The organism is Pseudomonas sp. O230, assembly GCF_045447035.1.
Taxonomy (GTDB): Bacteria; Pseudomonadota; Gammaproteobacteria; order Pseudomonadales; family Pseudomonadaceae; genus Aquipseudomonas.
Genome location: NZ_JBJGXN010000003.1, coordinates 488,054 through 512,289, shown reverse-complemented (window position 1 = coordinate 512,289; position 24,236 = coordinate 488,054). Strand labels below are relative to the sequence as shown.

The 24,236-nt window shown below is 54.8% G+C and carries 20 protein-coding genes and 1 pseudogene; 7 read left to right on the top strand and 14 right to left on the bottom strand.

Annotated elements, in window-relative coordinates; all coding sequences use genetic code 11:
- Window positions 1-265: 265 nt before the first annotated feature.
- Complete coding sequence (locus ACI77H_RS08755) at window positions 266-3,172, bottom strand: EAL domain-containing protein (RefSeq protein ID WP_407011512.1); 2,907 nt, start codon at window positions 3,170-3,172, stop codon at window positions 266-268.
- 221 nt (window positions 3,173-3,393) lie between these two features.
- On the opposite strand from ACI77H_RS08755, the gene ACI77H_RS08750 reads away from it, so the two are divergent.
- Window positions 3,394-3,906, top strand: coding sequence for a GNAT family N-acetyltransferase (locus ACI77H_RS08750; protein ID WP_407011510.1), 513 nt, complete (start codon window positions 3,394-3,396; stop codon window positions 3,904-3,906).
- Window positions 3,907-4,085: 179 nt separating this feature from the next.
- On the opposite strand, the gene ACI77H_RS08745 is transcribed toward ACI77H_RS08750, so the two are convergent.
- Entirely contained in the window at window positions 4,086-4,427 is a 342-nt protein-coding gene (locus ACI77H_RS08745; RefSeq protein WP_407011509.1) for a hypothetical protein, read from the bottom strand.
- Window positions 4,428-4,625: 198 nt separating this feature from the next.
- Here ACI77H_RS08745 and ACI77H_RS08740 point away from each other — a divergent pair, with 198 nt between their 5' ends.
- From ACI77H_RS08740 to ACI77H_RS08730, 3 genes are all read left to right on the top strand, one after another.
- Window positions 4,626-4,862, top strand: a complete 237-nt coding sequence (locus ACI77H_RS08740; protein ID WP_407011508.1) for a hypothetical protein — start codon at window positions 4,626-4,628, stop codon at window positions 4,860-4,862.
- Window positions 4,863-4,975: 113 nt separating this feature from the next.
- Window positions 4,976-6,247, top strand: a complete 1,272-nt coding sequence (locus ACI77H_RS08735) for an epoxide hydrolase family protein (protein WP_407011507.1) — start codon at window positions 4,976-4,978, stop codon at window positions 6,245-6,247.
- 86 nt (window positions 6,248-6,333) lie between these two features.
- Entirely contained in the window at window positions 6,334-6,882 is a 549-nt protein-coding gene (locus tag ACI77H_RS08730; RefSeq protein ID WP_407011506.1) for an AAA family ATPase, read from the top strand.
- Window positions 6,883-7,323: 441 nt separating this feature from the next.
- Here the strand turns inward: ACI77H_RS08730 and ACI77H_RS08725 are convergent, their stop codons facing one another.
- The 4 genes from ACI77H_RS08725 to ACI77H_RS08710 form a co-directional block, all read right to left on the bottom strand.
- A complete protein-coding gene (locus ACI77H_RS08725; RefSeq protein WP_407011505.1) occupies window positions 7,324-7,473 on the bottom strand; it encodes an ATP-binding cassette domain-containing protein in 150 nt (49 codons plus the stop codon).
- Window positions 7,474-7,537: 64 nt separating this feature from the next.
- Complete coding sequence (locus tag ACI77H_RS08720) at window positions 7,538-8,827, bottom strand: diguanylate cyclase (protein WP_407011503.1); 1,290 nt, start codon at window positions 8,825-8,827, stop codon at window positions 7,538-7,540.
- 2 nt (window positions 8,828-8,829) lie between these two features.
- Window positions 8,830-9,189 carry a hypothetical protein gene (locus ACI77H_RS08715; RefSeq protein WP_407011502.1) on the bottom strand — a complete coding sequence of 120 codons (360 nt, stop codon included), beginning with the start codon at window positions 9,187-9,189 and terminating at the stop codon, window positions 8,830-8,832.
- Window positions 9,190-9,397: 208 nt separating this feature from the next.
- The gene (locus ACI77H_RS08710; protein WP_407011501.1) at window positions 9,398-10,213 is read right to left on the bottom strand and encodes an EAL domain-containing protein; all 816 of its coding nucleotides are present in this window, start codon (window positions 10,211-10,213) and stop codon (window positions 9,398-9,400) included.
- A 988-nt stretch (window positions 10,214-11,201) separates the two neighbouring features.
- Here ACI77H_RS08710 and ACI77H_RS08705 point away from each other — a divergent pair.
- Both ACI77H_RS08705 and ACI77H_RS08700 read left to right on the top strand, forming a co-directional pair.
- A pseudogene (locus ACI77H_RS08705) lies at window positions 11,202-11,387 on the top strand (NAD(P)-dependent alcohol dehydrogenase); the annotation flags it as partial.
- A gap of 121 nt (window positions 11,388-11,508) precedes the next feature.
- Window positions 11,509-12,501 carry a transposase gene (locus ACI77H_RS08700; RefSeq protein ID WP_407011499.1) on the top strand — a complete coding sequence of 331 codons (993 nt, stop codon included), beginning with the start codon at window positions 11,509-11,511 and terminating at the stop codon, window positions 12,499-12,501.
- A gap of 503 nt (window positions 12,502-13,004) precedes the next feature.
- On the opposite strand, the gene ACI77H_RS08695 is transcribed toward ACI77H_RS08700, so the two are convergent.
- The 7 genes from ACI77H_RS08695 to ACI77H_RS08665 all read right to left on the bottom strand — a co-directional run bounded on the left by ACI77H_RS08695 (window position 13,005) and on the right by ACI77H_RS08665 (window position 22,080).
- Window positions 13,005-14,705, bottom strand: coding sequence for a hydantoinase B/oxoprolinase family protein (locus ACI77H_RS08695; protein ID WP_407011498.1), 1,701 nt, complete (start codon window positions 14,703-14,705; stop codon window positions 13,005-13,007).
- Complete coding sequence (locus ACI77H_RS08690) at window positions 14,702-16,753, bottom strand: hydantoinase/oxoprolinase family protein (RefSeq protein ID WP_407011496.1); 2,052 nt, start codon at window positions 16,751-16,753, stop codon at window positions 14,702-14,704. The genes ACI77H_RS08695 and ACI77H_RS08690 overlap by 4 nt, the downstream gene beginning before the upstream one ends.
- A gap of 56 nt (window positions 16,754-16,809) precedes the next feature.
- Complete coding sequence (locus ACI77H_RS08685; protein ID WP_407011494.1) at window positions 16,810-17,523, bottom strand: TorF family putative porin; 714 nt, start codon at window positions 17,521-17,523, stop codon at window positions 16,810-16,812.
- A 171-nt stretch (window positions 17,524-17,694) separates the two neighbouring features.
- Complete coding sequence (locus ACI77H_RS08680; protein WP_407011493.1) at window positions 17,695-18,984, bottom strand: purine-cytosine permease family protein; 1,290 nt, start codon at window positions 18,982-18,984, stop codon at window positions 17,695-17,697.
- A 160-nt stretch (window positions 18,985-19,144) separates the two neighbouring features.
- On the bottom strand, window positions 19,145-20,917 hold the full coding sequence (locus ACI77H_RS08675) for an aminopeptidase P family protein (RefSeq protein ID WP_407011492.1): 1,773 nt from the start codon (window positions 20,915-20,917) through the stop codon (window positions 19,145-19,147).
- Window positions 20,917-21,456 (bottom strand): peptidylprolyl isomerase, encoded by a 540-nt coding sequence (locus tag ACI77H_RS08670; RefSeq protein WP_407011491.1) that lies wholly within the window; start codon window positions 21,454-21,456, stop codon window positions 20,917-20,919. Before ACI77H_RS08670 ends, ACI77H_RS08675 begins: the two co-directional genes overlap by 1 nt.
- 135 nt (window positions 21,457-21,591) lie before the next feature.
- Window positions 21,592-22,080, bottom strand: a complete 489-nt coding sequence (locus ACI77H_RS08665) for an Lrp/AsnC family transcriptional regulator (RefSeq protein WP_407011490.1) — start codon at window positions 22,078-22,080, stop codon at window positions 21,592-21,594.
- Between the two features lie 303 nt (window positions 22,081-22,383).
- Here ACI77H_RS08665 and ACI77H_RS08660 point away from each other — a divergent pair, with 303 nt between their 5' ends.
- Window positions 22,384-23,292, top strand: coding sequence for an MBL fold metallo-hydrolase (locus tag ACI77H_RS08660; RefSeq protein WP_407011489.1), 909 nt, complete (start codon window positions 22,384-22,386; stop codon window positions 23,290-23,292).
- Here ACI77H_RS08660 and ACI77H_RS08655 read toward each other — a convergent pair.
- On the bottom strand, window positions 23,286-24,182 hold the full coding sequence (locus tag ACI77H_RS08655; RefSeq protein ID WP_407011488.1) for a LysR substrate-binding domain-containing protein: 897 nt from the start codon (window positions 24,180-24,182) through the stop codon (window positions 23,286-23,288). The two genes, ACI77H_RS08660 and ACI77H_RS08655, sit on opposite strands and share 7 nt — an antisense overlap.
- Between the last annotated feature and the right edge of the window lie 54 nt (window positions 24,183-24,236).

The following is a 24,236-nucleotide window of genomic DNA, read 5'->3' as shown; positions in this document are numbered from 1 at the left end:
ACTCGCCAATACTTGTCGGCGATCAAATAGCCCTCAACGAGCGGATATCGGAGGGAGCCAGCGTTTGGATAAGCCTCGCTGCGGTACATTGCGACTTAAAGAACTGGATGATCGAGTAGTCTTTTGCATATCACTCCATGTCATCCAGAGCGATATTCATCGCATTGAAAGCATCGAATCAGAAGCGAGGTGTAGGCCCTATCGAAAAATGCTCCGCATCTTTCGATAGGGAGCATTTCTTCGATCGCAACGCAGATTGCTATGTTTACACACAGTCTGGCCCCATCAACGAACTCGCCAGCAATGCCTGCAACCCCATCGGCTTGGCAAAATAATAACCCTGGGCTTGCCCCGCGCCCATTTCGCGCAGCAAGACCAGCGTCGCCTCATCCTCGACGCCTTCGGCCACCACGCTGAGGTCCAGCGATTCAGCCATCCGCACAATCGCCCGGACGATCGCGCGACTGCGAGGACTGGTGGTCAGTTCGAGGATGAACGACTTGTCGATCTTCAAGCCGCTGAAACGGTATTGATGTACATAGCTCAGGGATGAAAACCCTGCACCGAAGTCATCGAGCACCACCGACATGCCGTTGTCAGCCAATTGCTGCATGGTCAGTCGGGCAATTGCCGGCTCTGCCACCAGCGCCCCTTCGGTCAATTCCAGGCAGATCCGCGACGGCGCGACCCGGTACCGCGCCAACAGGGCAAGCACGTCACTGGCGAAGTCCGGACGCGTCATGCTGTAGCTGGAGCAATTGACGTGTACCGGAGGCCAATTGGCGTGTTCAGGCTGTGCGAGGATCGCGGCGATGCTGTTCAGCATGTACAGGTCCAGTCGACCGATCAGGCGCAAACCCTCGACATCCGGCAAAAACTCGCCGGGTGCGATCACCCGGCCGCCCGGCTGATGCCAGCGGATCAGCGCTTCAAGGGCCAACAATTCGCCGCTTTCGACGCTGACAATTGGCTGGAAATACGGCAGCAGTTCGTCGGTACGTTTGAGCGCGTTGCGCAAGGCCCCTTCACGTTCAACCTGGTCAGAGACCTCACGGCGCACTTCCTGATTGAACACCGCGTAGCTGTCGCGCCCGGCACTTTTGACCCGGTACATCGCCGCATCGGCATCGCGCAGCAAATCGGCAGGCTCTTGATGGAACTGATTGTCGGCGCTGACTATTCCGATACTGCAGGACGAAAAAACTTCATAGCCATTGATTAAAAACGGCAGGTCAAACGCCAGCAGGATCCGTTCGGCGATGTCGATCACCACCTCCAGCGGCGCTTCGGGAGCCAATACGGAAAACTCATCGCCCCCCAGGCGCGCGAGCATGTCGCTGTCGCGCAGACAACCGCGCAAACGGTGGGCAGCCTGCATCAGCAGCAGGTCGCCAAAATGGTGGCCGTGGCTGTCGTTGACCAGTTTGAAACGGTCGAGGTCGATGAACATCACCGCCAGGTGCCCGCCTTCGCTGCCGAACTGCGACCAGGCCAGATTGAGGCGCTGTTGCAGGTAGGTACGATTCGGTAGCCCGGTCAGCGCATCGTGGGAGTTTTCGTGCTGCAACTTGGCATTGGCGTGATCGAGTTCGCGGGTGCGGTTCTGCACCCGGGCTTCGAGCTTGAGGTTGGCGGCGTGGATCGCTTCGGCGGCGGTGCGTCGCGACAACGCAGTGTCAATGTGCCGCGACACGAACGTCAGCAATTCCTGGTCACGCAGGGTATAGCGCACCTGCGAGGTATAGCTTTGCACCGCAAGCACACCACGCACCACATCGCCATCGAACAAAGGAATGCCCAGCCAAGAGTAGGATCGGACATATTCCTCGGCCAGTTCGATTTCGCCCTGCTCAGACAATCGCTCAGCTTCGCCGGAGTCAATCAGGCAAGGTCGACGCTGACGGATAACGTACTCAGTCAAGCCCCGGCGCCCTCGCCGGGCCACCGGGCAGGTCGTCTGCCGCTCATCGACAAAATACGGGAAGGTCACTTCACCGGTCGCGTCATCGAACAGCGCAATGTAGAAATTGCGCGCGAACAGCAGATCACCGACGATGCCATGCAAGGTTTGAAACAACTCAGCCATGTCGCCAGGCTGGCTGGAGAGTTCAGCGATCTGGAACAGCGCGCTCTGCAGATGCTCGGCGCGCTCGCGCTCCGCCACTTCCTGCCTCAAAGCGTCATTGAGTGCCGAGAGCTCGAGGGTGCGCCGCATCACGGTCGCTTCCAGATCCTCGCGGTGCAGAATCCGGTCCAGCGCCATGGCCACGTGACGGGCCACCACCAGAAACAGCGCGCGGTCCTCGGCGCTGTAGGTACGAGAAACCTCGTAGACCTGCATGGCAAGCATACCAAACACTTCATCCGAGGCATTTTTCAACGGTGCGCCCATCCAGAACTCGGGACGATCGCCTATGCAGAAAAAACGCTTTTCGGACTGGGCCGCAAGAATGCCGGCGGCGTCGATCAGCAACGGTTGGCCAGTGGTCAACACCTGGCCGGTCAAAGACAGGTGCGTCAGGTCAAGGTACTCGTAGTGCGAGGACTCCACGGCATCAACGTCGATGATGTCGACGTAATACGGGTAGTCGATCTTGCCGCTGTGCGGGTCATACAGCGCGAGATAGAAGTTCTCGGCGTCGATCAGGCTCGCCAGTAACTGGTGAACCCCCACCAGAAACACTGAGCGGTCGCGGGTCGAACTGGCCAGGTAGGTGATTTCATACAACACACGCTGAGTAATCTGCGCCCGGGCAAGGGTATTGGTCTGTACCTGAATGCCCAGGCGCTGGGCAAACTCGGCGAACGCCGGTTCCGTAGCCTCGGCGGCTGGAGCGAGTAGCCAACCCAGCACACTTTCGCCGTTGCCGGTCGGCCAGCGGTGCAAGTGTCGGGTCAGGCAAAAGGCGTCGAACTCGTCATTCGTGACACTTGACGGCCACTGTGCTTGCGGATCGCCCTGCCCTAGCCAATGCATCTGTTCACCGGCACGGTAAACGACCCACGCGGTGGTGTGCGCCCAGTTGCGCGCTGAGTCCAGTAAGTGTTCGATCGTGTCCTCGTTGCCTGCGCAGGTCATGCCGACAGCATCCGAATGTCCTTTAAGCTGAGAGGCGACAACGTCGCAAACGTTCGATTGCCACGGAAAGTCGGTCAAAGGACGAAAACTCATCAGCGCTCCCTGAGCCAGAAACTGGCGATACTCACTTACTGGTTGCTAGCAATGCGCCAGTGAGCTTCCCGTTTATAGAGTTTTTATTCAATAGGTTTTTTCGAATTGTGAGTTGCTTCCTCAACAGGTCATTCTGTACGAGCGCCACCCCAACTAACGACCGACAAGTGTGCCTCTGCACAACTATTTAAAGTCTCTCCACCAGGAAAAGGAGTGTCCTAATGGAGCCCGTCACAATTCGTACCCTGCAAAGCACTGATACCGAGGCGTTGCTGATTTTCGAAAAGGACAATCGCGAGTGGTTCGAGCGCCACATTGACGCACGCGGTGCTGCTTTTTACTCGGTGCGGGGCGTTACTGAGCACATTGCGACCTATTTATCTGACTATGCCGCCGGCACCTGGCACCCCTTTGTCATCGTAGACGCTGGCGGAAAAATAGTGGGCCGAGCGAACCTGAAAGACATCGACACGTCCGCTCGCTCGGCAGAAGTCGGCTATAGGATTGCTCAAAGCGCTTGCGGACAAGGGCTGGCAACGCGGGCGGTGAACCATTTGATCGAGCAAGCGCAGGTGCACTGGAACCTCAATCAACTGATTGCCAACGTTTACGCCGACAATATCGGCTCGGCAAAAGTACTCAAACGTTGTGGTTTCTTGATCGAACAGACCTCGCGGCAAGCAGGGGCAGACCAGGAATACCGGTTTGGCCTGTCGATTCAGACAAGTGAATGACCAGTCAATTCGAGCCCCGGAAACAGCTTGAGGTTTAGAGCGCGGCGTCCATTATCAAAAGCAGCAGTTGTTCATTCGCGAACAAAAAAAAGCCCCGCAACCAAATGGGTTGCGGGGCAAAAAATTGGTTGGTTGCGGCCAACCAAAGGAGCTCTGTAGAAAGCGTAGATGGGCCAGGGTCAGATGCAATCCTGTGCGGCGCGCTCAAAACTCGAAGGCAGCAGGTTCGAGGCCAGCAAGTGCCGCTCATAGATGAACACCTTGCCGCCATTCCCGACCTTGTAGGCTTCCAGCACGTTGTTCGCCGCGACTTTGCTCGGCACCACGATCCGGTAGCTACGCTGGGTTTGTGAGACGGTCGGGTTCAACGCATGGCTTTGCAATTTCGGTACGACGCATTCAGCGTACTGGGCCGGAGTCTTGCTGGTCTGCAAGGTCAGGGTCGGGTCGTTCGGCGCTGAAGCACAACCGGCGAGCAATAAAAAACCAATCGCCATGGCCGGCACATATAAAAGACGCATCGGTCTCATCCTGAAATCAAAAATTCGGTTCATCAAGTCACGCTGGTTTCGTGAGCGCTGTGTCGATGGAGCTGATTTTCCGACTATTGTCAGCAAAGTAGAACTCGCGTTTCATGATGGTCATTATTACTCCCAGCAATAGTTGCGCGCCGTTCAGACCGATACACGCCACTTGAACACTCTGATGAGGATCTTCCCTTGAGAACTTTTGACTTGATCCGCGACGCCGTTTTGCCGGACTTTCGTGACCGGGTAGCCGAGTATCTGGTCCAGTATGAAACCGTCTTGTCAGGCGAACACGCGCCCGACCCGGAGCTTGTCCGGGCTACCGCCCAGCAGTTGCGCGGCTATTTGCGCGGGTTGAACACCACGCGGGTATTGGGCATGGCGGATTGGGAAGAGCTGGATCGGCGAGTGCTGAATACGTGGCTTTAGCGACCGTCCGATGGCAGTGAAGCAACCCTCACGGGAGACAAAATCAGCGCGGCTTAACTGCTAACCTTCAATCAGCAATACCGTCTCGCCTGCCCTCATCCGAGGAAGTGAAAATGAAACTCGCATTCGTCGTCGCCGCAGCCGTCGTCATGCTCGGCTCATCGCTTCCCGCCGCAGCAGTTTCCACTGAAGCTACCGAAGCCGTCCGGCCCTTCCAGATCCACATTCCTGACCGCGATCTTGCGGATCTGCGCGACCGAATTACGGCGACCCGCTGGCCGGACAAAGAGACCGTTCCCGACCCGTCCCAAGGCGCTCAACTGCAACAACTGAAGGAGCTTGTGGACTACTGGGGCACCCATTACGACTGGCGCAAAACAGAGGCTCGGCTCAATGATTTACCGCAGTACGTAACGACGATCGATGGGGTCGACATCCACTTCATCTGGGTGCGCTCTCCCCGTCCGAATGCGTTGCCGCTGATCATGACACACGGTTGGCCGGGCTCTGTGCTCGAGTTTATCAATGTCATCGGCCCGCTCTCTGACCCCGCCGCTCACGGAGGTAACGCGGCGGATGCATTTGATCTGGTGATTCCGTCCATCCCTGGCTATGGCTTCTCCGGCAAACCCACTGGCATTGGGTGGGACCCGGATCATATTGCGCGGGTCTGGGCGCAGTTGATGACACGCCTCAATTACACGCGCTACGTCGCCCAGGGTGGCGACTGGGGTGGCCCGATCACCAGCGCACTGGCGCGTCAGGCACCGGCCGGATTGCTCGGCATTCACCTCAATCTGCCGGCGACGCTGCCGTCAGAGGCCACGGCGGCACTCGCCGCCGGTGGACCGGCCCCGGCGAACTTCTCCGAGCCGGAACGCGCAACCTTCGACGCCGTCGCCACGCTGATCAAGCAAGGGAGCCTGGCGTACAGCGCGATGATGGCCGCACGCCCGCAGATGATGGGCTACGGCGTGGCGGATTCACCGACCTTTCTGGCCGCACTGATGCTCGTTCACCCAGGGTTTTCGAAATGGAAGTACGGCGCCGACACTCAACAGCTGCCAACAAAGGATCAAGTGCTGGACAACTTCACCTTGTACTGGCTGACGAACAGTGCCGCGTCGGCAGGACGGCTGTATTGGGAAAACATGGGACGGAGCCCGCTGTCCTCCGCCGCACAGAAGACGACTGAGATTTCCCTGCCGGTGGCAGTCACGGTGTTTCCCGATGACGTCTACTGCCCTCCAGAAACCTGGGCCCGACGCGCTTACAGTCACTTGATCTACTTTCATCAAGCCGACAAAGGCGGTCACTTTGCGGCCTGGGAACAGCCGCAACTCTTTACCGAAGAACTCCGCACTGCGTTTCGGTCGCTGCGTTAGCGCTGTCTGTAGCGTCACGCACCAGCCTTTGATTGGTCATCCAAAACCGGCACAATTGTCGGCTTTTTTCGCGACAGGAAGTCCTCATGCAACGGATTGTCATTCTGGGCAATGCCGGTAGCGGCAAATCTACCCTCGCCCGCACCCTCGGCAAGCGCCTGAACCGGCCCGTGGTGCACCTCGACACGCTGTTCTGGGAGCCCGGCTGGGTCGAACCCGACGCGGAGCAGTTCCGTACCCGGGTTCGCGAAGCAATCGCAGCGGATGCCTGGATTTGCGAAGGCAACTACGCCCGGCGAACCTTCGACCTTCGCCTGCCCCGTACCGACCTTATCATCTGGCTCGATACGTCGCGGCTCACTTGTTTGACCCGGGTGATCATCCGCAGCGCCATGAACCGCCCTCGCGCTGACCTCGCAGCAGGCTGTACCGAGAAGCTCGACCGGGCGTTCCTGACCTTCCTCAACTTCGTGTGGAATTTCGATCGTGGCTACCGCCAAGGTATCGAGGCCGTGCGCCTGGCCATTGGCCCGCACGTTCCCGTGGTGCACTTGCGCAGCTCCCGGCAGATTGCCGCATTTCTCGATAGCTTGTCCGCAGCGCCCGGAATTTGCGTTGATATAGAGGGAGGGTGACTGTTGCTATCCCCGTCAGTCGATCTGCGTAGATCCGGGGTGGTGAATGAAAACAATGACTGGCTGCCTCCATGCAGAAGCAGCCATTCAAGTGACCCAAATTAGATTCATACCTGAAAGATTCACATCGACAAACAGCTTGAACTTGTGGCTTGAATTGAAAGGTGGCCAGCAAGGCAATAGGCCCTCTTGATCAGCGGTCCGCCCCTACTTGGACAGCAGAAAACGCAAAGGCCAGTGATGCATAGAGAGATGTCTTTCAAAGATTCTTCGGTCGCGCTTTTCCCCGCCAGCACGGAAACGATCTCCGTGACGCGAAGCTTAAACACCCGGGTCGCCATTTGGATGGGTTCCACTGTGTTTTATTCGAACAGCGGGATTGGCGTATTGTGTGATCGGATATATCGAAGGGTCTCCAGGCACAGCCTCGTTCATTTTCGGTTAAAGCCCCATTGTCAGCTCATCCCAAATCAAAAACTTCGGACAGGACATCATCGCCCTGGTAATGGACAGCATTTGTTGCTCGCCGCCAGACATGGCGCCAGTTTGCTGCTTGGGTCTTTCCTTCAGTATCGGGAACAGCTGGCACATATCCTCGACATCTTCAGCAATGGCTTTGCGACCTATCTCTTGTTAACCCACGAGATGCCATCAATCAGCAGTCATCAATATCAACTATACAGTTTCTACCCCTGGATTTTGCTTGATAGAGCGCGCTATCTGCTGAGACTAACAACTGTTTCAGAGTGGATCGCGATTGACTCATCGAGGCGCACCCAATACTGACTGTGATTTTGATTACCTCATCACCAGCCTCGACACTAGATGCTTCAATGCTGCTCCTTAGTCGCTCAGCAATCACTGAAGCCTCGATGCTATTACTCTTAGGCAACATAACGACAAATTCTTCGCCTCCAAACCTAGCGATAGTATCTCCGGGACGAAGAACTCCCTCGGCAATGTTGACTATAGACTTAAGAACTTCGTCGCCAATGGGATGCCCCCAGCTATCATTAACATGCTTGAAGTGATCGGCGTCTAACATGATTATCGATATTGAGTGTTCGTATCGACTTGCCCGAGCCAACTCTTTCTCTGCCAAGTTGAAAAAGTGAGCGCGGTTAACTGCGCCTGTGAGGTGGTCTTTAGTGAGCAAATTGGCCAGATTATCACTCGACACCTTTCGCTCAGTGATATCTCGAAATACAACGGTATAGCCAGAAAACTCGTCACTTTCGTCGCGCAAAACGGCGATCATTGTTTGAGCAAAAAAACTGCGTCCTGATTTGTGCTGGCAAAGATAGTCTCGTGAATGCCAACCCTCTTCACGTGCGAATATGAGTTGCTCCTTTAACACATCAACTTCCAAAGCAGACAAACTATAGAAGCGGCTCAACGTCTCACCAATAGCCTCGGATTCCGTGTAACCTGTTAAACGCTCTGCCGAAGGACTCCAGCTATTAATTACTCCCTGTTTAGTCAAGCCGAGGACTGCGAAATCGTTAACAATCGTATAGATGGCGTCCAGCCATGAGTCTGTCTGCTTTAGTCTCCTTTCAGTTGCAACCTGGCAAGAAATATCAGTCAGGACTGTTATCAGAACCTCGTCGTTGACCTTCACAATTGTACATGCGAGAACAATACCTCCGTCGGCTGCAGACGACACGTGAATTCTATGACTTACGCATATTGATCCGCATGATTCTCTAAAACTCGTTACAAGGTTACGTAACTCAGGCGCCACGGAAGCAAGTGTTTCAAACAGATTTTCAAGGCCAATAGACTTAACCAATGGCATCAACAATTGTGTTGCCATGGGATTAAGCATATCAATTTTCCCGCTGAGGTCGGTTCTTACCAGCCCAACTGGCGATAGATACATGAATGAAATTAATGCTTCGTAATCTGACTCGATTGAGTCATTGACCAGCTCTATGCTACTCATTTTTATGCCCATTCAACCAATAGGAAGCGGGTATTATTATCAATTTTTTTAAGCAGCCTTAATCTTACTGGGATGGGCCGCATTCTAAGTGCTAGAACGTAAGAAATGATCACGTCCAACTCAGGTTCGTTCTCAAATCTTTGCGCGACCATTGCGTTATTCAAGCAGGGAGCAATTTCCAAAAATAAATTCTTACCTAAAACACGCGCCTGTCGCAAGGCAGCACTTGTAGCTTCAAAAGTATTGTAGATTACCACTTCTGAAGCGTCGTCAAACCCGATTATGCCGAAGTCCAGAGTATCTAGCTGATCAGGCACGGCCAACAATGCCTGTATCGATGCTTCTTCGAATGTAAGATTCATTTCTCTACTCACTCGCAAAGTACAATATTAATTTGTAAAGGCCCAGTTGGGCTGTCTTCACCTTGCCATATCGCAATAACTTCTCTACCCGTTTAGCATTCAACTATGGCGGTATTCGGCCCTACCAATTAGGCCTTTGCAAAGTTACCCGCTAGTACAGTAGAAACTCTGCTCAAACCTGAGCACAAGGAACACTTCACAAAGAGCCTTAAAGAGCACCGGCTTCATCACGCGCCTGTGAAATCTGCGCTTTTTGCCATGTGTCAGGAGCGACCAGAGCCATTGCTTGAAATGCAGGCTTGGCGAACCAATACCCCTGCATCAGATAAACTCCGCATTCGGTTAGAAAATCCCGCTCCTCGGAATGTTCGATTCCTTCTGCAATGATTTCAATACCCAGTTCTGCACACATTATGACAACACCTCGGACGATAGCCTGACGAGCGCGATCACGATGAATATTACGCACCAATTCTAGATCAAGTTTTATAAAATCCGGTTGAAAGTCTGCCAGCAGTGTTAACCCTGAATAACCTGCACCAAAGTCATCAATTGCTGTTTTGAAGCCGAATTCCCGATATTCACGTAGAATATTGGTGAGATGATGATTATTATCAACGTATTCGCTTTCGACTGTTTCGAAAATCAGTCGATCGAGCGGAAAATTATGATTTCGTGCGGTTTCCAACGTGGTTCTAATGCAAAGCTCTGGACGATAAACTGCGTTAGGAAGAAAGTTAATCGATAGGTTTTCAGTCATTCCAAGTTGCGCAGCAGTAGAAATAGCGCGCATGCGGCAAAGCTGATCGAATCGATAACGATTGTCATCGTTTACTTTCTCCAGCACTGAAAGAGCCCCCTCACCATTAACACCTCTCACCAACGCCTCATGTGCAAAAACCGATTGATCGCGCACGTCCACAATCGGCTGAAAAGCGAAAGTAAAATCTAAATCCAGATCAATATTGCTTTTACAACCTTGGCAACCCTTTGACGAAGTCAATGCGCTTGGAAAAACGGTCATGTCGCGCTCCAAAAAATTAGTTACCATTTTTATGGTGGCCATTCTAATTAAGGTCTAAGCATCGGAACAAACGATAAATCCCGGAAGCATTTACAACACCACGACTAGACACTTTCACCATAGCAGTTCATTCTCATCTTGCTTCTCACCGACTGACAAACTCACGATTTATCAGCCTTAAAAACAACACCACCCGGTCAAAAAACTTTTATTAGTTAGATACTTAACCTTATTTCATACAGCTGGATTTTATTTTACACAGAGGGTTACCCGTCGCTAATTGCGAGGATGCGCGGCGAAAAACGAGACCAACATAATCAGACGAATGGCTTCAGACATGAGGGGCTCGGGGCAACACTACAATATATTTAGCACGATCAACACCAACTATAGTTGTCTTAAAAGACAGATCAGAGCCCCTGCCTTTATTAGCATGATGAACTTATACTTAAGCAAAATAGAATTTTCAAATCTTGTCTGCAATCGAACTAATCCCAGGACAGCAGCAATGCTTTGTGATTAACTACCAGACACTCGACCGAAGCCTCTTGCTCTTTCTACATATTTCTAAAAATACTCAGCCGTTAAATTGCTGTTAATACTGGACTATTGCCTATAGCAATGATTCTTATCTCTCCCGTCTTGACTCATTTATTCCGGCAGAAACATTTAGTGGTACTTTGATATCACGAGAGCCAAAAAAATGTAAGAAGTACATGATAAGAAAATTTCTTTATTTTCGCAGGAGATCAAAAATAAAAGCGAAATAAAATTTAACTCTTTGATTTTTATAGCTTATTAGGCGCACTAGACTTTAGTCAAAAAAGCCATAACCAATTTTAATTTCTTTTAAAATCATGGATCCAATGGTCTTAAATACTTTCAAAGCTTGCTAACTGAATTAGCGACGCTTGGATCCAAAAAACCAGCCGACGAATACTTCTATAGAACGATGAACGTTCCTGGCACACATGAAATTCTTAACTGGAAAACCAAACCCAAGATCGCGCAAAACGGATTTCTGACGGGGCTGACCGTCACGCAGAGCCTGATGCCGTTGATTTTCCGCCAGACAACTATCGGTGGCATCGCAGTAGCACCTCGCACGTCGTTTGATCGAATGAACGAATTCCTGAACGAACACGCGATACTGATCGACGCGATATGGCCATATCCCGGAATGCCAATAGCTGCACTCCGCGGAGGGCAGCTATTGGCCGATTCTGTTGAAAAAGTAGCTCCCCTGTCTGGCCTGCGGCAAAAACTCTGCATTGGCCAGCAGGGAAGCACGCAGCATGATGGGACAGTTATCGAGTGGGCAGGAGCGGCTGTTTTACTCGTTCAACCTTGAAAATCACATCCCAACCAATCACCTTCTGCGCAGGATTGATCGGTGTCTCGATCTGAGCGACCTGCGCCATTACCTCGCCGATTTCTATAGCCCGATTGGGCGTCCGTCGATTGATCCCGAACTGATGATCCGCATGCTGATCGTCGGCTATTGCTACGGCATTCGCTCAGAACTGCAGTTGTGCGAAGAGGCCCATTTGAGCCTGGCATATCGCTGGTTCTGCCGGTTGAGCCTTGAAGACGAAATCCCCAACCACTCGACCTTTTCCAAAAATCGACACGGCCGTTTTCGGGACAGCGATCTGTTTCGCTGGTTGTTCAATGAAGTGCTGCGTCGTTGCATGGACGCCGGTCTGGTCAAGGGCGAAGGCTTTGCCGTGGACGCCAGCATCATCAAAGCGGATGCCAGTCGGCAGCGCGGCGTACCGGGAGATGAACCGGTCAACTGGAGCGATCCATTCCTGAGCACCCGCGCCGTGCGTGAGTACCCTGAGGGACTCGATGAAGAGGCTGAGGAATACCGCTGCCCGGCCGGCAGCCCATTGCGCAGCGAATGGCGAGCCCTCAAGAATGAGCGTTCGCACGTCACCAAAGCCAACACCATCATCTTCCGATCCCGGCAGACCGACTGCGCTACGTGTCCGATGAAAGCCAAGTGCTGCCCGAACACTGCGTTCCGAAAGATCGCACGCAGCGTCCATGAAGCCGCTCGCGATGTGGCTCCGCGCATCGCCGCAACGCCGGCGTATCAGCGCTCTCGCCACGAACGTAAAAAAGTCGAAATGTTGTTTGCCCATCTCAAGCGCATCCTGAAACTGGATCGCCTGCGGCTACGTGGCATGAGTGGCGCGACGGATGAATTCACGCTGGCCGCTGCGGTGCAGAACCTGCGACGGCTGGCCAAATTTTCATCTCAAGGGCCACCCGTCACGGGATAGGTGCACCTGCACCAAGCAAAAAACCTCAAATTAACCCACTAACAGAGCAGCAAAGGTCACCGAAGGGCGGAAAAACCACTCACTGTGGTGAGTACGTTCTCCGGTGGTGGTCGCGCCTGAGTTCAGGCCATGTGAAAATTCGACTTTTTCAACAGAATCGGCCAAAAGCTGACATTCAGCTATCCAAAAGGTGTGTGCTTTCCCAACTGTTTACGACCATGTCTTGGTAGTTGAAACTATTAAGCTCATCGCCTCGATTCTCTTTGACTTTCTTGACGCGAAACACAATCAACGCAAGGATGCCAATCGCGAGCGGCGTCATTGCCTGCATGGCCTCTCACGGGGCCACCGCAACGCCAAGCAGGATGGAACTTCACTCAATTGCCTAGAAAGAGCATCGACCTTGCGACAAGAAAACATTATTCGTCCTCGATAAAAACAATCGAAGCCAAGCCGTCCCTGGCAGGCCTCACTGGCACGTGTTTCGTCACCTGCTTTGGCAATCAAAAGTTGCCGTTGAGCTCAAGCCGCGACATCTGCTCAGGGTAGTAGCGCCGAGCTTGTTCAGCCGAGATGTAATCGTTTTTGATATCGTCCTGAATAGCCTCGAAGCTCCGCGCTTTTGTCGGCCCCCAACCACCGCCGTTGGCAGTGACCAGACGCAGTAAATCACCTTTTTCAAGCTCTACACGATTGGCTCGACTGAAGCGCTCGGTTGGCCCCTGTGCGCGAATTACTTCGGCGTAGTTGCACGAGCCTTCATGACCCGAGTCAATTCCCCACGGCGGGGTGATACCCCGCCCAAAGAATGTCGACACCCAAGCTTTGGGCGACAGAATCCGATAATCGAGCATTACCCCTCTTCCGCCACAGTGATGCCCCGCGCCACCCTCTTCATGATGAAAACCATAGCGCTCGACTAATACTTCATAACAACGTTCGGTCAACTCGACCGGAATGTTGCTGGTTTCACCATTGCCCACACAGAACTGACCGCTCTCTCCGTCCTTGTCATGCCCCGCGCCCCAACCGCCAACCAACGGCTGAACCATAAGGTACTCATCGTTGGTAATGGAGTTGCGCCCATTCAATACCATTGAGCACACGGAACCGAGTTGCCCAGCGATCAAGCGATCCGGCAGCACTTGAGCCAATGCCCGACGTATCACGTCGGCGGCCGCAACCATTGACTCGAAGTAAGCAGACACCGGTGCCGGACGCTGAGCCGTGCAAATGGTGCCAGGCGGACAGATCACTTCAATTGGACGGAAACACCCGGCGTTGGCCGCAATACCGGGTCGCACAACGCCCATGAACACTTCGCGTACCGCTGACTGCAGACCGCACAAGGTATTGTTAATCGGCCCTTGCGCTTGCAGGCTTGACCCCGTGAAATCAGCCACGAAGCGACCTTCAGCGATCTCGACTTTGACTTTAATCGTAAACGGCCCGTTGCCCAGACCGTCTTCGTCGATGACGTCCTCGGCATAAAAAATACCCCGAGGCAAGCCTGCAAACGCTGCCAGCGTCATCGCCTCGCCGTGCTCGAGCAACCGCTCGATGGCATCAAGGGTGGTTTCCTCGCCATACTTGGCCACGATCGACAACAACCGCCGCTCCCCCACGCGCAACGCAGCTGCGCAGGCATGCAGGTCACCCAGCGTCATGTCTGGCAAGCGGACGTTGGCAGCAATGATGTCCACCACAGCCTGATTGATCCGCCCACGGTCATAGATGCGTACGGTAGGAAACTGCAAACCCTCCTGGTAAATCTCCGAGGCATCGGAACTGAAGCTGCCGGGATCCTTGCCACCCACCTCCGTCCAGTGAGCCTTGTTGGCCGTCCAGGCGATCAGGCGCTCCTTATGGAAAACCGGCATGATCATCGAGACATCCGAAAGATGCGTGCCACCTCCGCCGTAAGGGTCGTTGGTGATGAACATGTCGCCCGGCAAAATATCGGTCAGCGGAAATTTCTCCATCACACTGCGTACGGCGCCATCGAGTGTGCCGATAAAGCCAGGAATGCCGTTGCCTTGGGAAATCAACTGCCCTGTCGCATCAGTAAGACCAATGCCGTAATCCAGTGCTTCATAGATGATCGGGCTCATGCTGGTGCGTTTTAGGGCAATGAACATCTCTTCGCCAATAGCCACCAAGGCGTTTTTGATGATTTCGCGGGTGAATGGATTGGCGTTGCTCATGCCGAAACCTCCTGCACGTTGATATGGATATGAAGGCCACCGTACTTGTCGACTTCAAGCCGATCGGCTGGGCGAACGACTGTCGTGGTGGTCGCCTCTTCGATGATCGCCGGGCCATCGATCCGCATACCGCTGAGCAGCGCAGAGCGTTGGTACAGGGGCGTCTTGATAGGTTGTTCAGGCTCGAACTCGACCCAGCGCCGTCCACTCAATGCAACTTCGGCTGTAGTCGAAGTACTCACGCCTATGGGCGCCATGGGCGATTTGGGTACTTCGCCAAATGCCACCAAATGGAGGTTGACGACCTCGATCGGTAACTTCAGCCGGAAGGTGTAGGCCTGTTCATGCTGCGCGTGAAAGCGCTCGAGTATTGACGGCAACTGCAGCTCATCAAGGGCTACTTTTACGGTGTGTTCCTGGCCGGTATAACGCGCATCGATGTGCCATTCGAAACGGAGCTTTTCGCGCGGCATACCGTCGTCGGCAAATTGTGCTTCGGCAGTGGCCTGAAGACTGGCAAAAGCCCCGGCCAGGCCAGGCAACCCTTCGTCATCGAGCAGTTGCAGGTGGGTCTGTATGTAATCGCGGCGGGAATCGAGCATCAACATGCCCCACGCCGAAAAGACACCGGCGAACGGCGGAATGATGACTTTCGGAATCCCAAGTTCCGCAGCCAGGGCAGTGGCATGCAATGCCCCGCCACCGCCGAAAGCCATGAGCGCGAAATCACGAGGATCATGACCACGGTTGACCGAAATCAACTTGAGTGCATTGACCATGTTGGCATTGGCGATTTGCAATACGCCATGGGCCAGCAGTTTGGCCGATACGCCAATCTGCTCTCCCAGTTTCGCAAAAGCCTTTTCTACCCCTTCGACATCCGGTTTGATTTCGCCACCGGCGAAGTCATCCGGATTGATCCGGCCCGTATAGAGGTTGGCATCGGTGGTCGTCGGTGCCATGCCGCCTCGACCATAAGCGACCGGCCCTGGCGTGGAGCCTGCACTTTGCGGGCCTACACGCAGGCTACCCGCCGCGTCGACCCACGCCAGACTGCCACCGCCATTGCCGATTTCAACGATGTCCACGACAGGTGTCATGATCGGATAGCCGGCACTGATCGCGGTTTTCTCGATCACGTAGTCGTTGCTGATGTCCACCTTGCCGTCATGGATCAAGGAGCACTTGGCCGTTGTGCCGCCGATATCCAACGCCAACAACTGGTTTTCCCCGATCAACTGGCCGTAGGCCTGCGCCCCGAGGATGCCGCCGACTGGTCCGGACTCCACCAGGCTGATCGGATCCTGCTTGGCCGCATTGACCGGAGAAATGCCGCCGTTGGACTTCATGATGAAAGGTGCCGATTGCAGCCCTTTATCTGTCAGGTGCGTGGACAGATTATCCAGATAGTCCCGCGTAGCAGGCATCACATAAGCCGACAACACCGTGGTATTGGTGCGTTCATATTCACGCAGTGCACGGCTGACCTGATGCGAAGCGATGACCGCCACTTGCGGCCACAACTCGCTCACGGCAGCCATCAATTGCTGTTCATGCACAGGGTTGCAATAGGCATGGAGCAGGCAGATCGCGATCGCTTCGACGCCCTCCACGCGTAAGGTGTCGAGTATGGCTGGCAGGGCTTCAAGGTTCAGGGGGGTGACTACTTCACCGCGATAATTCAAGCGTTCACAGATTTCCAGACGCAGATGACGCGGCACGAAAGGCGGCGGCTTGCGGTAGTAGGTATTGAAAATATCCGGCGTATTGCCTCGGGCAATCTCCAGCACATCGCGAAATCCACGGGTGGTCAGCAAGGCGGTTTTGACACCCTTGCGTTCGGTCAGGGTGTTGATCACCACAGTCGAACCATGGGCGAAAAACTCGATTTCGGCGTAACTGACGCCACTTTTGGCGACCGCATTGAGCAGTCCCTGTTCAAAGTTCGGTGGTGTGGTATCGGCCTTGACCGCGTTGATCACGCCGTTTTCCAGGTAAACCAGGTCAGTAAAAGTGCCACCGATATCGGTAGCCACACGGATTGTCATAAGTCCTCCGGCAGTCATGCAAACGCCGGCCAGCCGCGAAGCCGCCGGCTGTTTTATCAAAAAGTGTGGGAAACGCTAAAAATCAGGCGGCCGTCATTACGAAAGTATTCGCCACTGTTGTGAAATTGACCGGAGAGGTCGGTATCGACCCAACTGAGTTTTGTGTTGATCGGGCCGAAGCTACGTTTAAGCGAGACTTCCCAGTTCGTGTATTCATGGCCACCGGTAACATCACGATCACGAAAGTATTCGCCCCAGGAGTGTCCGGCCATGAACGTCAGATCGAGGGCCAGCGGCAGATTGAAGGTGTAATCAGCCGCCGCATATCGCGATGTTTGGGACGAGCTGATCAGGTCATTGGAGTAGTAGTAATAGGTATTAAAGTTGCCGTAGCCGAGACTGAATCCGATTTCCGGGTAGTCGAGGTTGTAGTTTGTCGACGGGAAATAGTAGTAATACCCGATCACGCCATAGCGCAATCCGCTTTCCAGTTGGCCGTTGTAGCCCCCGTAGAAATCGACCTCAATGTTTGCGCCATCATCGTAGGGATCGCCGCTTTTGTAGCTGTCGGTGCTGGAAACCCAAGTCCCGACAAATGCACCACTCTCTCCAGCCCAGTCGAGACTCATGCTCAGCGCTGGTTTGTTGCCGGAGTATCCAATACCACGAGACTGGTACTCGGAGGTCAAGGCCAATGTGCTGGACACCTGCGCTTGGGCTGCGCAACTGAACCCGAGTGCGGCTATCACGATGAGTCGTAAGATATTCATTGAAATTGCTCCTGAACTTCTAATTGTTTTTATGAGCGTTGCGGTGGGCAGAAAAAAAACGAGCCAGGCCGTCGAACACCTGCTTGCAGTGTTCGCTTCACTAAAAACAGGCATAGCTTCGCCCTCCGGGTAAAACCCCGGGTCAACGCATCGGGTGGGGAGTTATCGGCTTTACGAGTGCGACGGCACTACCGTAGAAACAGGGGTCAATCGGTGGAGCACCAGGTACGCGACAAGGGCGACCAGTAGTGAGTCCAACGTGGGTTGCGATGTCAGCGTCCAACCTTCAAAGGACGTCATCCAGGCGACTGCGCTGGCCAGTGCCCAACTGATCAGTGCCGGCCAGCCAAATGCCGAGGACTGTTTAAGTGCATCAATGTCATAGCGTTGTTGGCGTACCACAAAGAAATCCGTGACATAGATACTCGCCAATGGCGGGATCACGATGCTCAAGGCCAGGACGAAATCCAGGAAATGCGTCATGAACCCACCTAAAGCCAGGCCAGTTGCGAGGACGCTCCCCCCCACTGTCAGCTTCCAGCTCGCGGTACGGCTGACGGTTGCCAGCGTGAGCGTCGCGGAATACAAATTCGCGGTGTTGGTGATCCAGGTGGAGAACACGAGTACGGCCAAGGCCGGTAGCAGTACACCCAGGCTAGCCATGATCAACATGATTTCGCTCTGGCCGGTGATGATCGACAACAAGCCACCGACGATAAGCACAAACGGAAAACCTGCGGCCATTCCAAGAATGGCAATCAAGGCATCTTTTTCAGTACGTGCATAACGAGTGAAATCAGGCATCAATACCGGCGTCAAAATCACCATGCCAATGGTGCTGGCGATGGCCAGTGCCAGGCTGTCACCCGAGCCCGCGAACCCGCCCAGTTTGCCGGGCGCTGCACGCTGGAAGCCCAGGTACAATGCAAACAGCATAAACAGCGCCATAAGCGGCACCGAATAAATCGACAGCCGATCCAGCCCGCGCAATCCATAAATGGCCATCAACGTCATCAGGATGCTCCCCCATACGCAGTGCACCCACGCCGGCGTGACAATGCCCCAGGAACTTTGCACCGCGCTGGCCACTGTGCTGCCGAAGATATCCGCCGTGGCGGCATAGAACCCCAGCAAGGTTACCGCCATGGTCAGGTTGATCAGCTTGGCGCCATGGCGGCCAAAGGAAAACTGCAGAATCATGTAGGTACTTAGCCGTGTCCGCACACCGACCATTGCGGTCAATGCACATAGCAAACCGAGCACGGCACATACACCGATGAAAATAAGTGAGGCAGTCGAAAATCCGACTTTCTGAGTCACGTCTGCACCCAGCCAGAACACCGGCAAGGTCATCCCTATCCCAAAGGTAATCAGCGCTAGTCCAGTCCCGGAAACCGTTTCGGACTGGGGCACGGGTCTACGATCGTACCCGTCGGGAATCACATTTTCTGAACTGTTCATGCTCGCCTCTATACTGGCAACGCCTGCTCTCCCACTATGAAGTGGGAGGCAAACCGACTATTAGAATTGTTTTGAGGCGCTCGCGAACGCTGGAAACATGATGTCAGCCCTCCTGAAATCTAACTGCGCTTTTGCAGGGGCCAGGAAAAACTATCAACGGTTATTCAGCAAGAAACTGCATGTTGTTCGGTAGCGTTTGCCGCAGCAACCATGCTGCGACATCCGGCTCCAGAGAGGCCGCCAGTGACACCTGAACAGTCCAATGATACTCATCGAGCCACTGAGTTTCGGCCTGGCTCAGCAGTCCACGGTCAATCAGTTCAATCGCAAACGGCGCCAGGGTAAGGGCCTGGAACGTGAGGAACCCCGGATGCGCCTCGACCTCAACGACCTCATAGAGGTTCTCGATGCGGATCCCCAGCTCACCGGACAGGTAAACACCCGGCTCGATCGAGGTCACCATTCCCGCTTGCAGAGGTACCGCGCTGGCGTGAGGGGCAATTCTGTGGGGGCCCTCATGCACATGCAGATAGCTGCCAACCCCGTGTCCCGTGCCATGGGCGTAGTCCAGCCCTTCTCGCCACATCACCTGCCGCGCAACGCTGTCCAGTTGCTGTCCACTGGTGCCTATCGGGAACATACAGCTAGCCAGTGCGATATGGGCGCGCAGCACGGTGGTGTAAAGACAACGCTGACGTGCGGTCGGCGTGCCGCAAGCCAATACCCGGGTCACGTCGGTCGTGCCCTGGGGGTATTGGCCACCGGAATCAATCAGCAGCAGCTCGCCGTGCTTGAGCTTTGCCGCCCGCCCAGACTTGGGCAAGTAATGGGGCTGGGCGCCATTGGCACCGGTGGCCGCGATGGTCTCGAAACTCGCGCCTTGGTAATCGGGATGTTGGGTACGCCAGCCCTCCAGAGATTCGACAATCGACAGTTCGCTCTGCCCGACAAATCGGTCGCAGCGGCAATGGAACTCATACAGAAATCGGCACAGAGCGAGGCCATCGATGCGGTGCGCTTCACGGCTGCCACGCAACTCGGCGGGCTGCTTGCAGGCCCGCTGCAATAGCAGAGGATTTTGCGCTTCATAAAACACACAACCAGCGGACTCGAACTGGCGATAAATAGCCGCAGTGCACATTCGGCGATCAATCCATACTCGCTGGCCATGTAGTTCTGCGATGGCCTGATCAAGCCATTGGGGTGGACGCACAGTCACTGCAACGGGAAGCCAGCCCTGGGGCAGTTGCAAGCGGTCGGTGTCGATGAACCAGTCAAGCCGGCCGTCGGCGTACAGCAGAGCGCTGCTGAACGGTAATGGGGCAATATCGATATCCTGACCACGCACGTTCAACAGCCACGCCAACATATCCGGCGCTGGCAACCACAAGGCATCGCATTGTGAAATGCCCAAGCTGGCAGTGAGGTGTTCGAGCTTGTCTTGCGCAGCCATACCTGCATGGTGCAGCCCCCAGGCAAGCACCGGGCTGTTCGGAGCCACCGGGCGATTGCGCCAGCATTCAAGCACCGGATTGTCCAGGGACTCGTGCCAGTTGAAGCCCGATTGCGCCGCCATGACCTGCCAGCGCGCACACTCATCGACGCTATGCAGCCTTGAATCGCAGGCGATGGTTGCGCCGGGTTGCAATTGCCCGCGTAGCCAGCTGAACAGGCTGCTGTCATCCAGCATCAAGGTCTCGAACTGAGCGCATTCCTGGCGGGCCTGCTCGGTATAGCGACCATCGACTAACAGCGCCGCGCGCTCTTTTGTCAGCACCGCCAGCCCTACGCTGCCACTGAAACCAGTCAGCCAGTACAAGGATTCGTCAGCCGGGGCCAGGTCTTCGTTGAGGTAAGCATCGCTACGGGGAAGCAAAAACGCATCGTATCGACGCGCTGCCATTACCGCCCTTACATCCGCATGGCGCCCCATCACACACCTCGCCGCTGACGATAGGCTCGCACGATCGCGATCTCAGCCTCGAGCGGCAAATATTCCTGCGCCCCGGCATGGCTCCAGATCGCCTCAACCACCTCCATGCCTGCACAGACCTGCCCGAACGCCGCAAAACCCAGGCCATCCGGATGGCGAGCGCCGCCATGATCGAAGTGCGGCTGATCGCCGATGCAGATGAAAAAATCACCCTCGGCACTATTGGCCTCGTCACGCCCCAACGACACACTGCCATGTCGATGGCTCAAGCCGGTCTGCAGAGTGCTTTCGAGTTCGATCATGGGCAAATTATTGGCTGCCAAGGGGCGCGTGCCCCCGTGCACGACACTAATGCGAACAGGATCTTCCGGTTGCTGATTGGACGGATTGACGATGCGAAAAATGCTGCTGCCGTCATAGCGACCACTGTCCACATAAGCCAGAAAATTCGCGGTGGTAAGCGGTGCCTGCTGGCCAAACAGCTCGAGTGTAAAGGCCCCCAGTGCCGTTTCCAGGGTGACGTACGCAGATGCAGACATGGTTGTTCTCTCCCTCAGGATAAAACCACCATTGTCCGCAAAGACGGCGATGCAAAAGATTGAGATAGCCTGTGTGCATTGCACTTGATGCGGGATGCTCGGGCATTTACCGCAGATTGTGCAGGTCGCTCCCCGTCACTCCCGCCAAATCAGATTCTCTAGCGGATAGCCGGCAAACCACTTGGTTTTATCAAGAATGATGTTGCTGCTGATTTTCAGGATGTTGGGGTTTTCATCCAGCAGTTGTTCACAGAGCGTGTTGAAATCGGTAACGGTCGAACAGGTGGCCAGGGCAATGTAGTCGAACTCGCCATCGACCTTCAGGCAGTCGACCAGCTCGCGACGCTTGGCGATGAAGCGTTCGAACTGAACTCGCAGATGGCCCGCGTGATCGCGCAGGCTGAACATGACATAGGCCATGACATTGATACAGATCGCATCGATGTCAATCGACGCCATGTAGGCGCGAATGTAACCGGCATCCTCCAGCGCCTTGGTTCTTTGCAGGCAGGCGCTAGGGGAGAGATTAATCTTCTCGGCCAGTTCCAAATTACTGATCCGAGCATTGTTTTGCAGATTTTCGAGGATTGCTCGGTTGATACGATCCAACTTCACTTTTTTCATGTTGCCTCTACACGAATCAACGATAAACCCCAGGATCTAGCGGAAAAAATGTCTGCCACGAGACTGACATGAGGCTAGCGATCTGGATAGCCCATACGTTATGTCCTCAATCGCAATTATTTCTGTTCCCTTTGCTCAAGGACTGCTGCCTTTTTTCAGTTTCTGTTTTCCGCACGCTTTAGTTGATCTGAAGTGTCCTACTTTAAAAATCATCCATTGAAATGCGAACCCACAGTCAGTGAGATAGACACGGCAGACAGTGATCTGCCATCCGTTGACAATAAGAGAAAAGGTTCGCATTCCATGCGCAAGCTCGTAAAAATCCTGACCCTGGCTTCCTTCACCCTCCTCGCTGTTCCATTCGCCACTCAGGCACAAGAAGCCTCCAAGGCGCAAAGCCCGGCCTTTATGGTGCATAAGTTAACGAACTTCCTCTACGCCATCGGCGAGCCCAACTACTACCAGAAGAACTATTCGTACTTGTTGGTGGGGACGGATCAGGCTCTGATGTTTGATTCGGGCGCGAACCAGAAAGAAGACATCACCCTATTGGTGCGCAAGATCACGGACAAGCCGCTCTCGATGCTGCCCTCACACCTGCATTTCGATCACCTTGGCGGCCTGCACAACTTTAAGAACATCTACTTGGTGGATACACCCTTTACCCGCCAGTTCAGGGAGAAGGACGGCTTCTACCGTGTTCCGGAGTCGGTTCACCTGGGCAGCATCGATCATATGGTCGTGCCGCCCTTCAAGGTAGCGCGGCTGATACAGCCCGACGAGATTATCGACCTGGGTGGTCTCAAGGTGCGCCTGATCAGCGTGCCTGGTCACACGCAAGACGAAGTGGCGCTCTACGATGAGACGCACAACATTCTGCTGGCGGGGGACCACCTCTATCCGTCCTGGCTGCTGGCGGGGAACGTGAAGGACTACGTTGCTTCTCTCGGCGCCACGCTGAAAGTGATCAATGAGCAGACCACTATCTATGGCGCTCACGGCACCGAGGACCCCACCAAAGTGCCAGCCATGACATACGCCGACGTGCAGGCGATCCGCGACAAGATGGTCCTGATCCAGACCGGGCGCGCCAAGGGTGAAGCCTTCAGCGATCCGGGACTTATCAAGAGCTCCGAGCTTTACAAGGTGGAGAAAGACATCAGCATTCTCACCAACATCCAGTTTAACGATGGTCGGGGTTACGGTTATTGATTGGGCTGCCCGGCCGTAGAGAGTAACCAGTCAATGAACGCCCGGATTTCCGGGCGTTCGCGCGTCCCTTCGGTACAGGCAACATAGTAGTTGTGCACCGCAGGCATCGTGATCGGCAGCGGACGCACTAATCGTCCTTCATCGAGATCGCGGGCGGAGACGATTTCATCGCTTAGCGCCACGCCGAAGCCGTCCCGCGCTGCCTGCAAGACCATGCCGAAATCTTCGAAGTAGATATCCTCGTCGCCACCACGGCTGAAGCCGGCCTCGACAAGCCATTGCTGCCATTGACTGCCATTGTCTTCGTGTAGTAAGCGATGCCGCGCCAGGTCCGGCACTTCGCGAATGGCCTTCGGTCCTCGCAAGTATTGCGGGCTGCATACTGGAGTCATGCGAACGCCGTGAAGTAGCCGCCACCATAAGCCTGGCCATGGCGGCGTGCCGTAGACCACCGCAACATCGGCGCGGCGCCAGTCTACTTGCGGCATGGCCTGCGCGGTGATCACGCTCACCCGTACCGAGCGCGACTCCTCCATGAAGCGCAGCAGCGGCGTGGTCAGCCACTTCACGCCCTCCGCAGGGGGAATGGACAAGGTGATCCCGACAACCTCCTGCTTTGTAGCGAAACCAGTCTGCAGTGTTGCCACTGCGTCGCTGATTTCGGTCATTGCGTTCGCTACATGCTTTTGTAGCAGTCGGCCGCTGGCGGTCAGCACCAGTTGCCGGCCGCGCTTCGCGAACAGCGCCACACCAAGGCTAGCCTGCAATGCTTTGACTTGCTGGCTAACCGCGCCGGTGGTCACGTGCAACTCAACCGCGGCGGCTGCCAGACTGCCCAGGCGGGCCACGCTCTCGAACACTTTAAAATTGTGCAAGGGGGGGAATGTCATCTCATCTCCGTAACAACAGCTCTGCGATCAGAACAGGAGCCCGACGAGGTCAAA

Coding starts and splice junctions, on each gene's coding strand:
- ACI77H_RS08755 (WP_407011512.1), bottom strand. CDS start 3,172: ATGAGTTTTCGTCCTTTGACCGACTTTCCGTGGCAATCGAACGTTTGC.
- ACI77H_RS08750 (WP_407011510.1), top strand. CDS start 3,394: ATGGAGCCCGTCACAATTCGTACCCTGCAAAGCACTGATACCGAGGCG.
- ACI77H_RS08745 (WP_407011509.1), bottom strand. CDS start 4,427: ATGCGTCTTTTATATGTGCCGGCCATGGCGATTGGTTTTTTATTGCTC.
- ACI77H_RS08735 (WP_407011507.1), top strand. CDS start 4,976: ATGAAACTCGCATTCGTCGTCGCCGCAGCCGTCGTCATGCTCGGCTCA.
- ACI77H_RS08730 (WP_407011506.1), top strand. CDS start 6,334: ATGCAACGGATTGTCATTCTGGGCAATGCCGGTAGCGGCAAATCTACC.
- ACI77H_RS08725 (WP_407011505.1), bottom strand. CDS start 7,473: ATGTGCCAGCTGTTCCCGATACTGAAGGAAAGACCCAAGCAGCAAACT.
- ACI77H_RS08720 (WP_407011503.1), bottom strand. CDS start 8,827: ATGAGTAGCATAGAGCTGGTCAATGACTCAATCGAGTCAGATTACGAA.
- ACI77H_RS08715 (WP_407011502.1), bottom strand. CDS start 9,189: ATGAATCTTACATTCGAAGAAGCATCGATACAGGCATTGTTGGCCGTG.
- ACI77H_RS08710 (WP_407011501.1), bottom strand. CDS start 10,213: ATGACCGTTTTTCCAAGCGCATTGACTTCGTCAAAGGGTTGCCAAGGT.
- ACI77H_RS08700 (WP_407011499.1), top strand. CDS start 11,509: ATGATGGGACAGTTATCGAGTGGGCAGGAGCGGCTGTTTTACTCGTTC.
- ACI77H_RS08695 (WP_407011498.1), bottom strand. CDS start 14,705: ATGAGCAACGCCAATCCATTCACCCGCGAAATCATCAAAAACGCCTTG.
- ACI77H_RS08690 (WP_407011496.1), bottom strand. CDS start 16,753: ATGACAATCCGTGTGGCTACCGATATCGGTGGCACTTTTACTGACCTG.
- ACI77H_RS08685 (WP_407011494.1), bottom strand. CDS start 17,523: ATGAATATCTTACGACTCATCGTGATAGCCGCACTCGGGTTCAGTTGC.
- ACI77H_RS08680 (WP_407011493.1), bottom strand. CDS start 18,984: ATGAACAGTTCAGAAAATGTGATTCCCGACGGGTACGATCGTAGACCC.
- ACI77H_RS08675 (WP_407011492.1), bottom strand. CDS start 20,917: ATGGGGCGCCATGCGGATGTAAGGGCGGTAATGGCAGCGCGTCGATAC.
- ACI77H_RS08670 (WP_407011491.1), bottom strand. CDS start 21,456: ATGTCTGCATCTGCGTACGTCACCCTGGAAACGGCACTGGGGGCCTTT.
- ACI77H_RS08665 (WP_407011490.1), bottom strand. CDS start 22,080: ATGAAAAAAGTGAAGTTGGATCGTATCAACCGAGCAATCCTCGAAAAT.
- ACI77H_RS08660 (WP_407011489.1), top strand. CDS start 22,384: ATGCGCAAGCTCGTAAAAATCCTGACCCTGGCTTCCTTCACCCTCCTC.
- ACI77H_RS08655 (WP_407011488.1), bottom strand. CDS start 24,182: ATGACATTCCCCCCCTTGCACAATTTTAAAGTGTTCGAGAGCGTGGCC.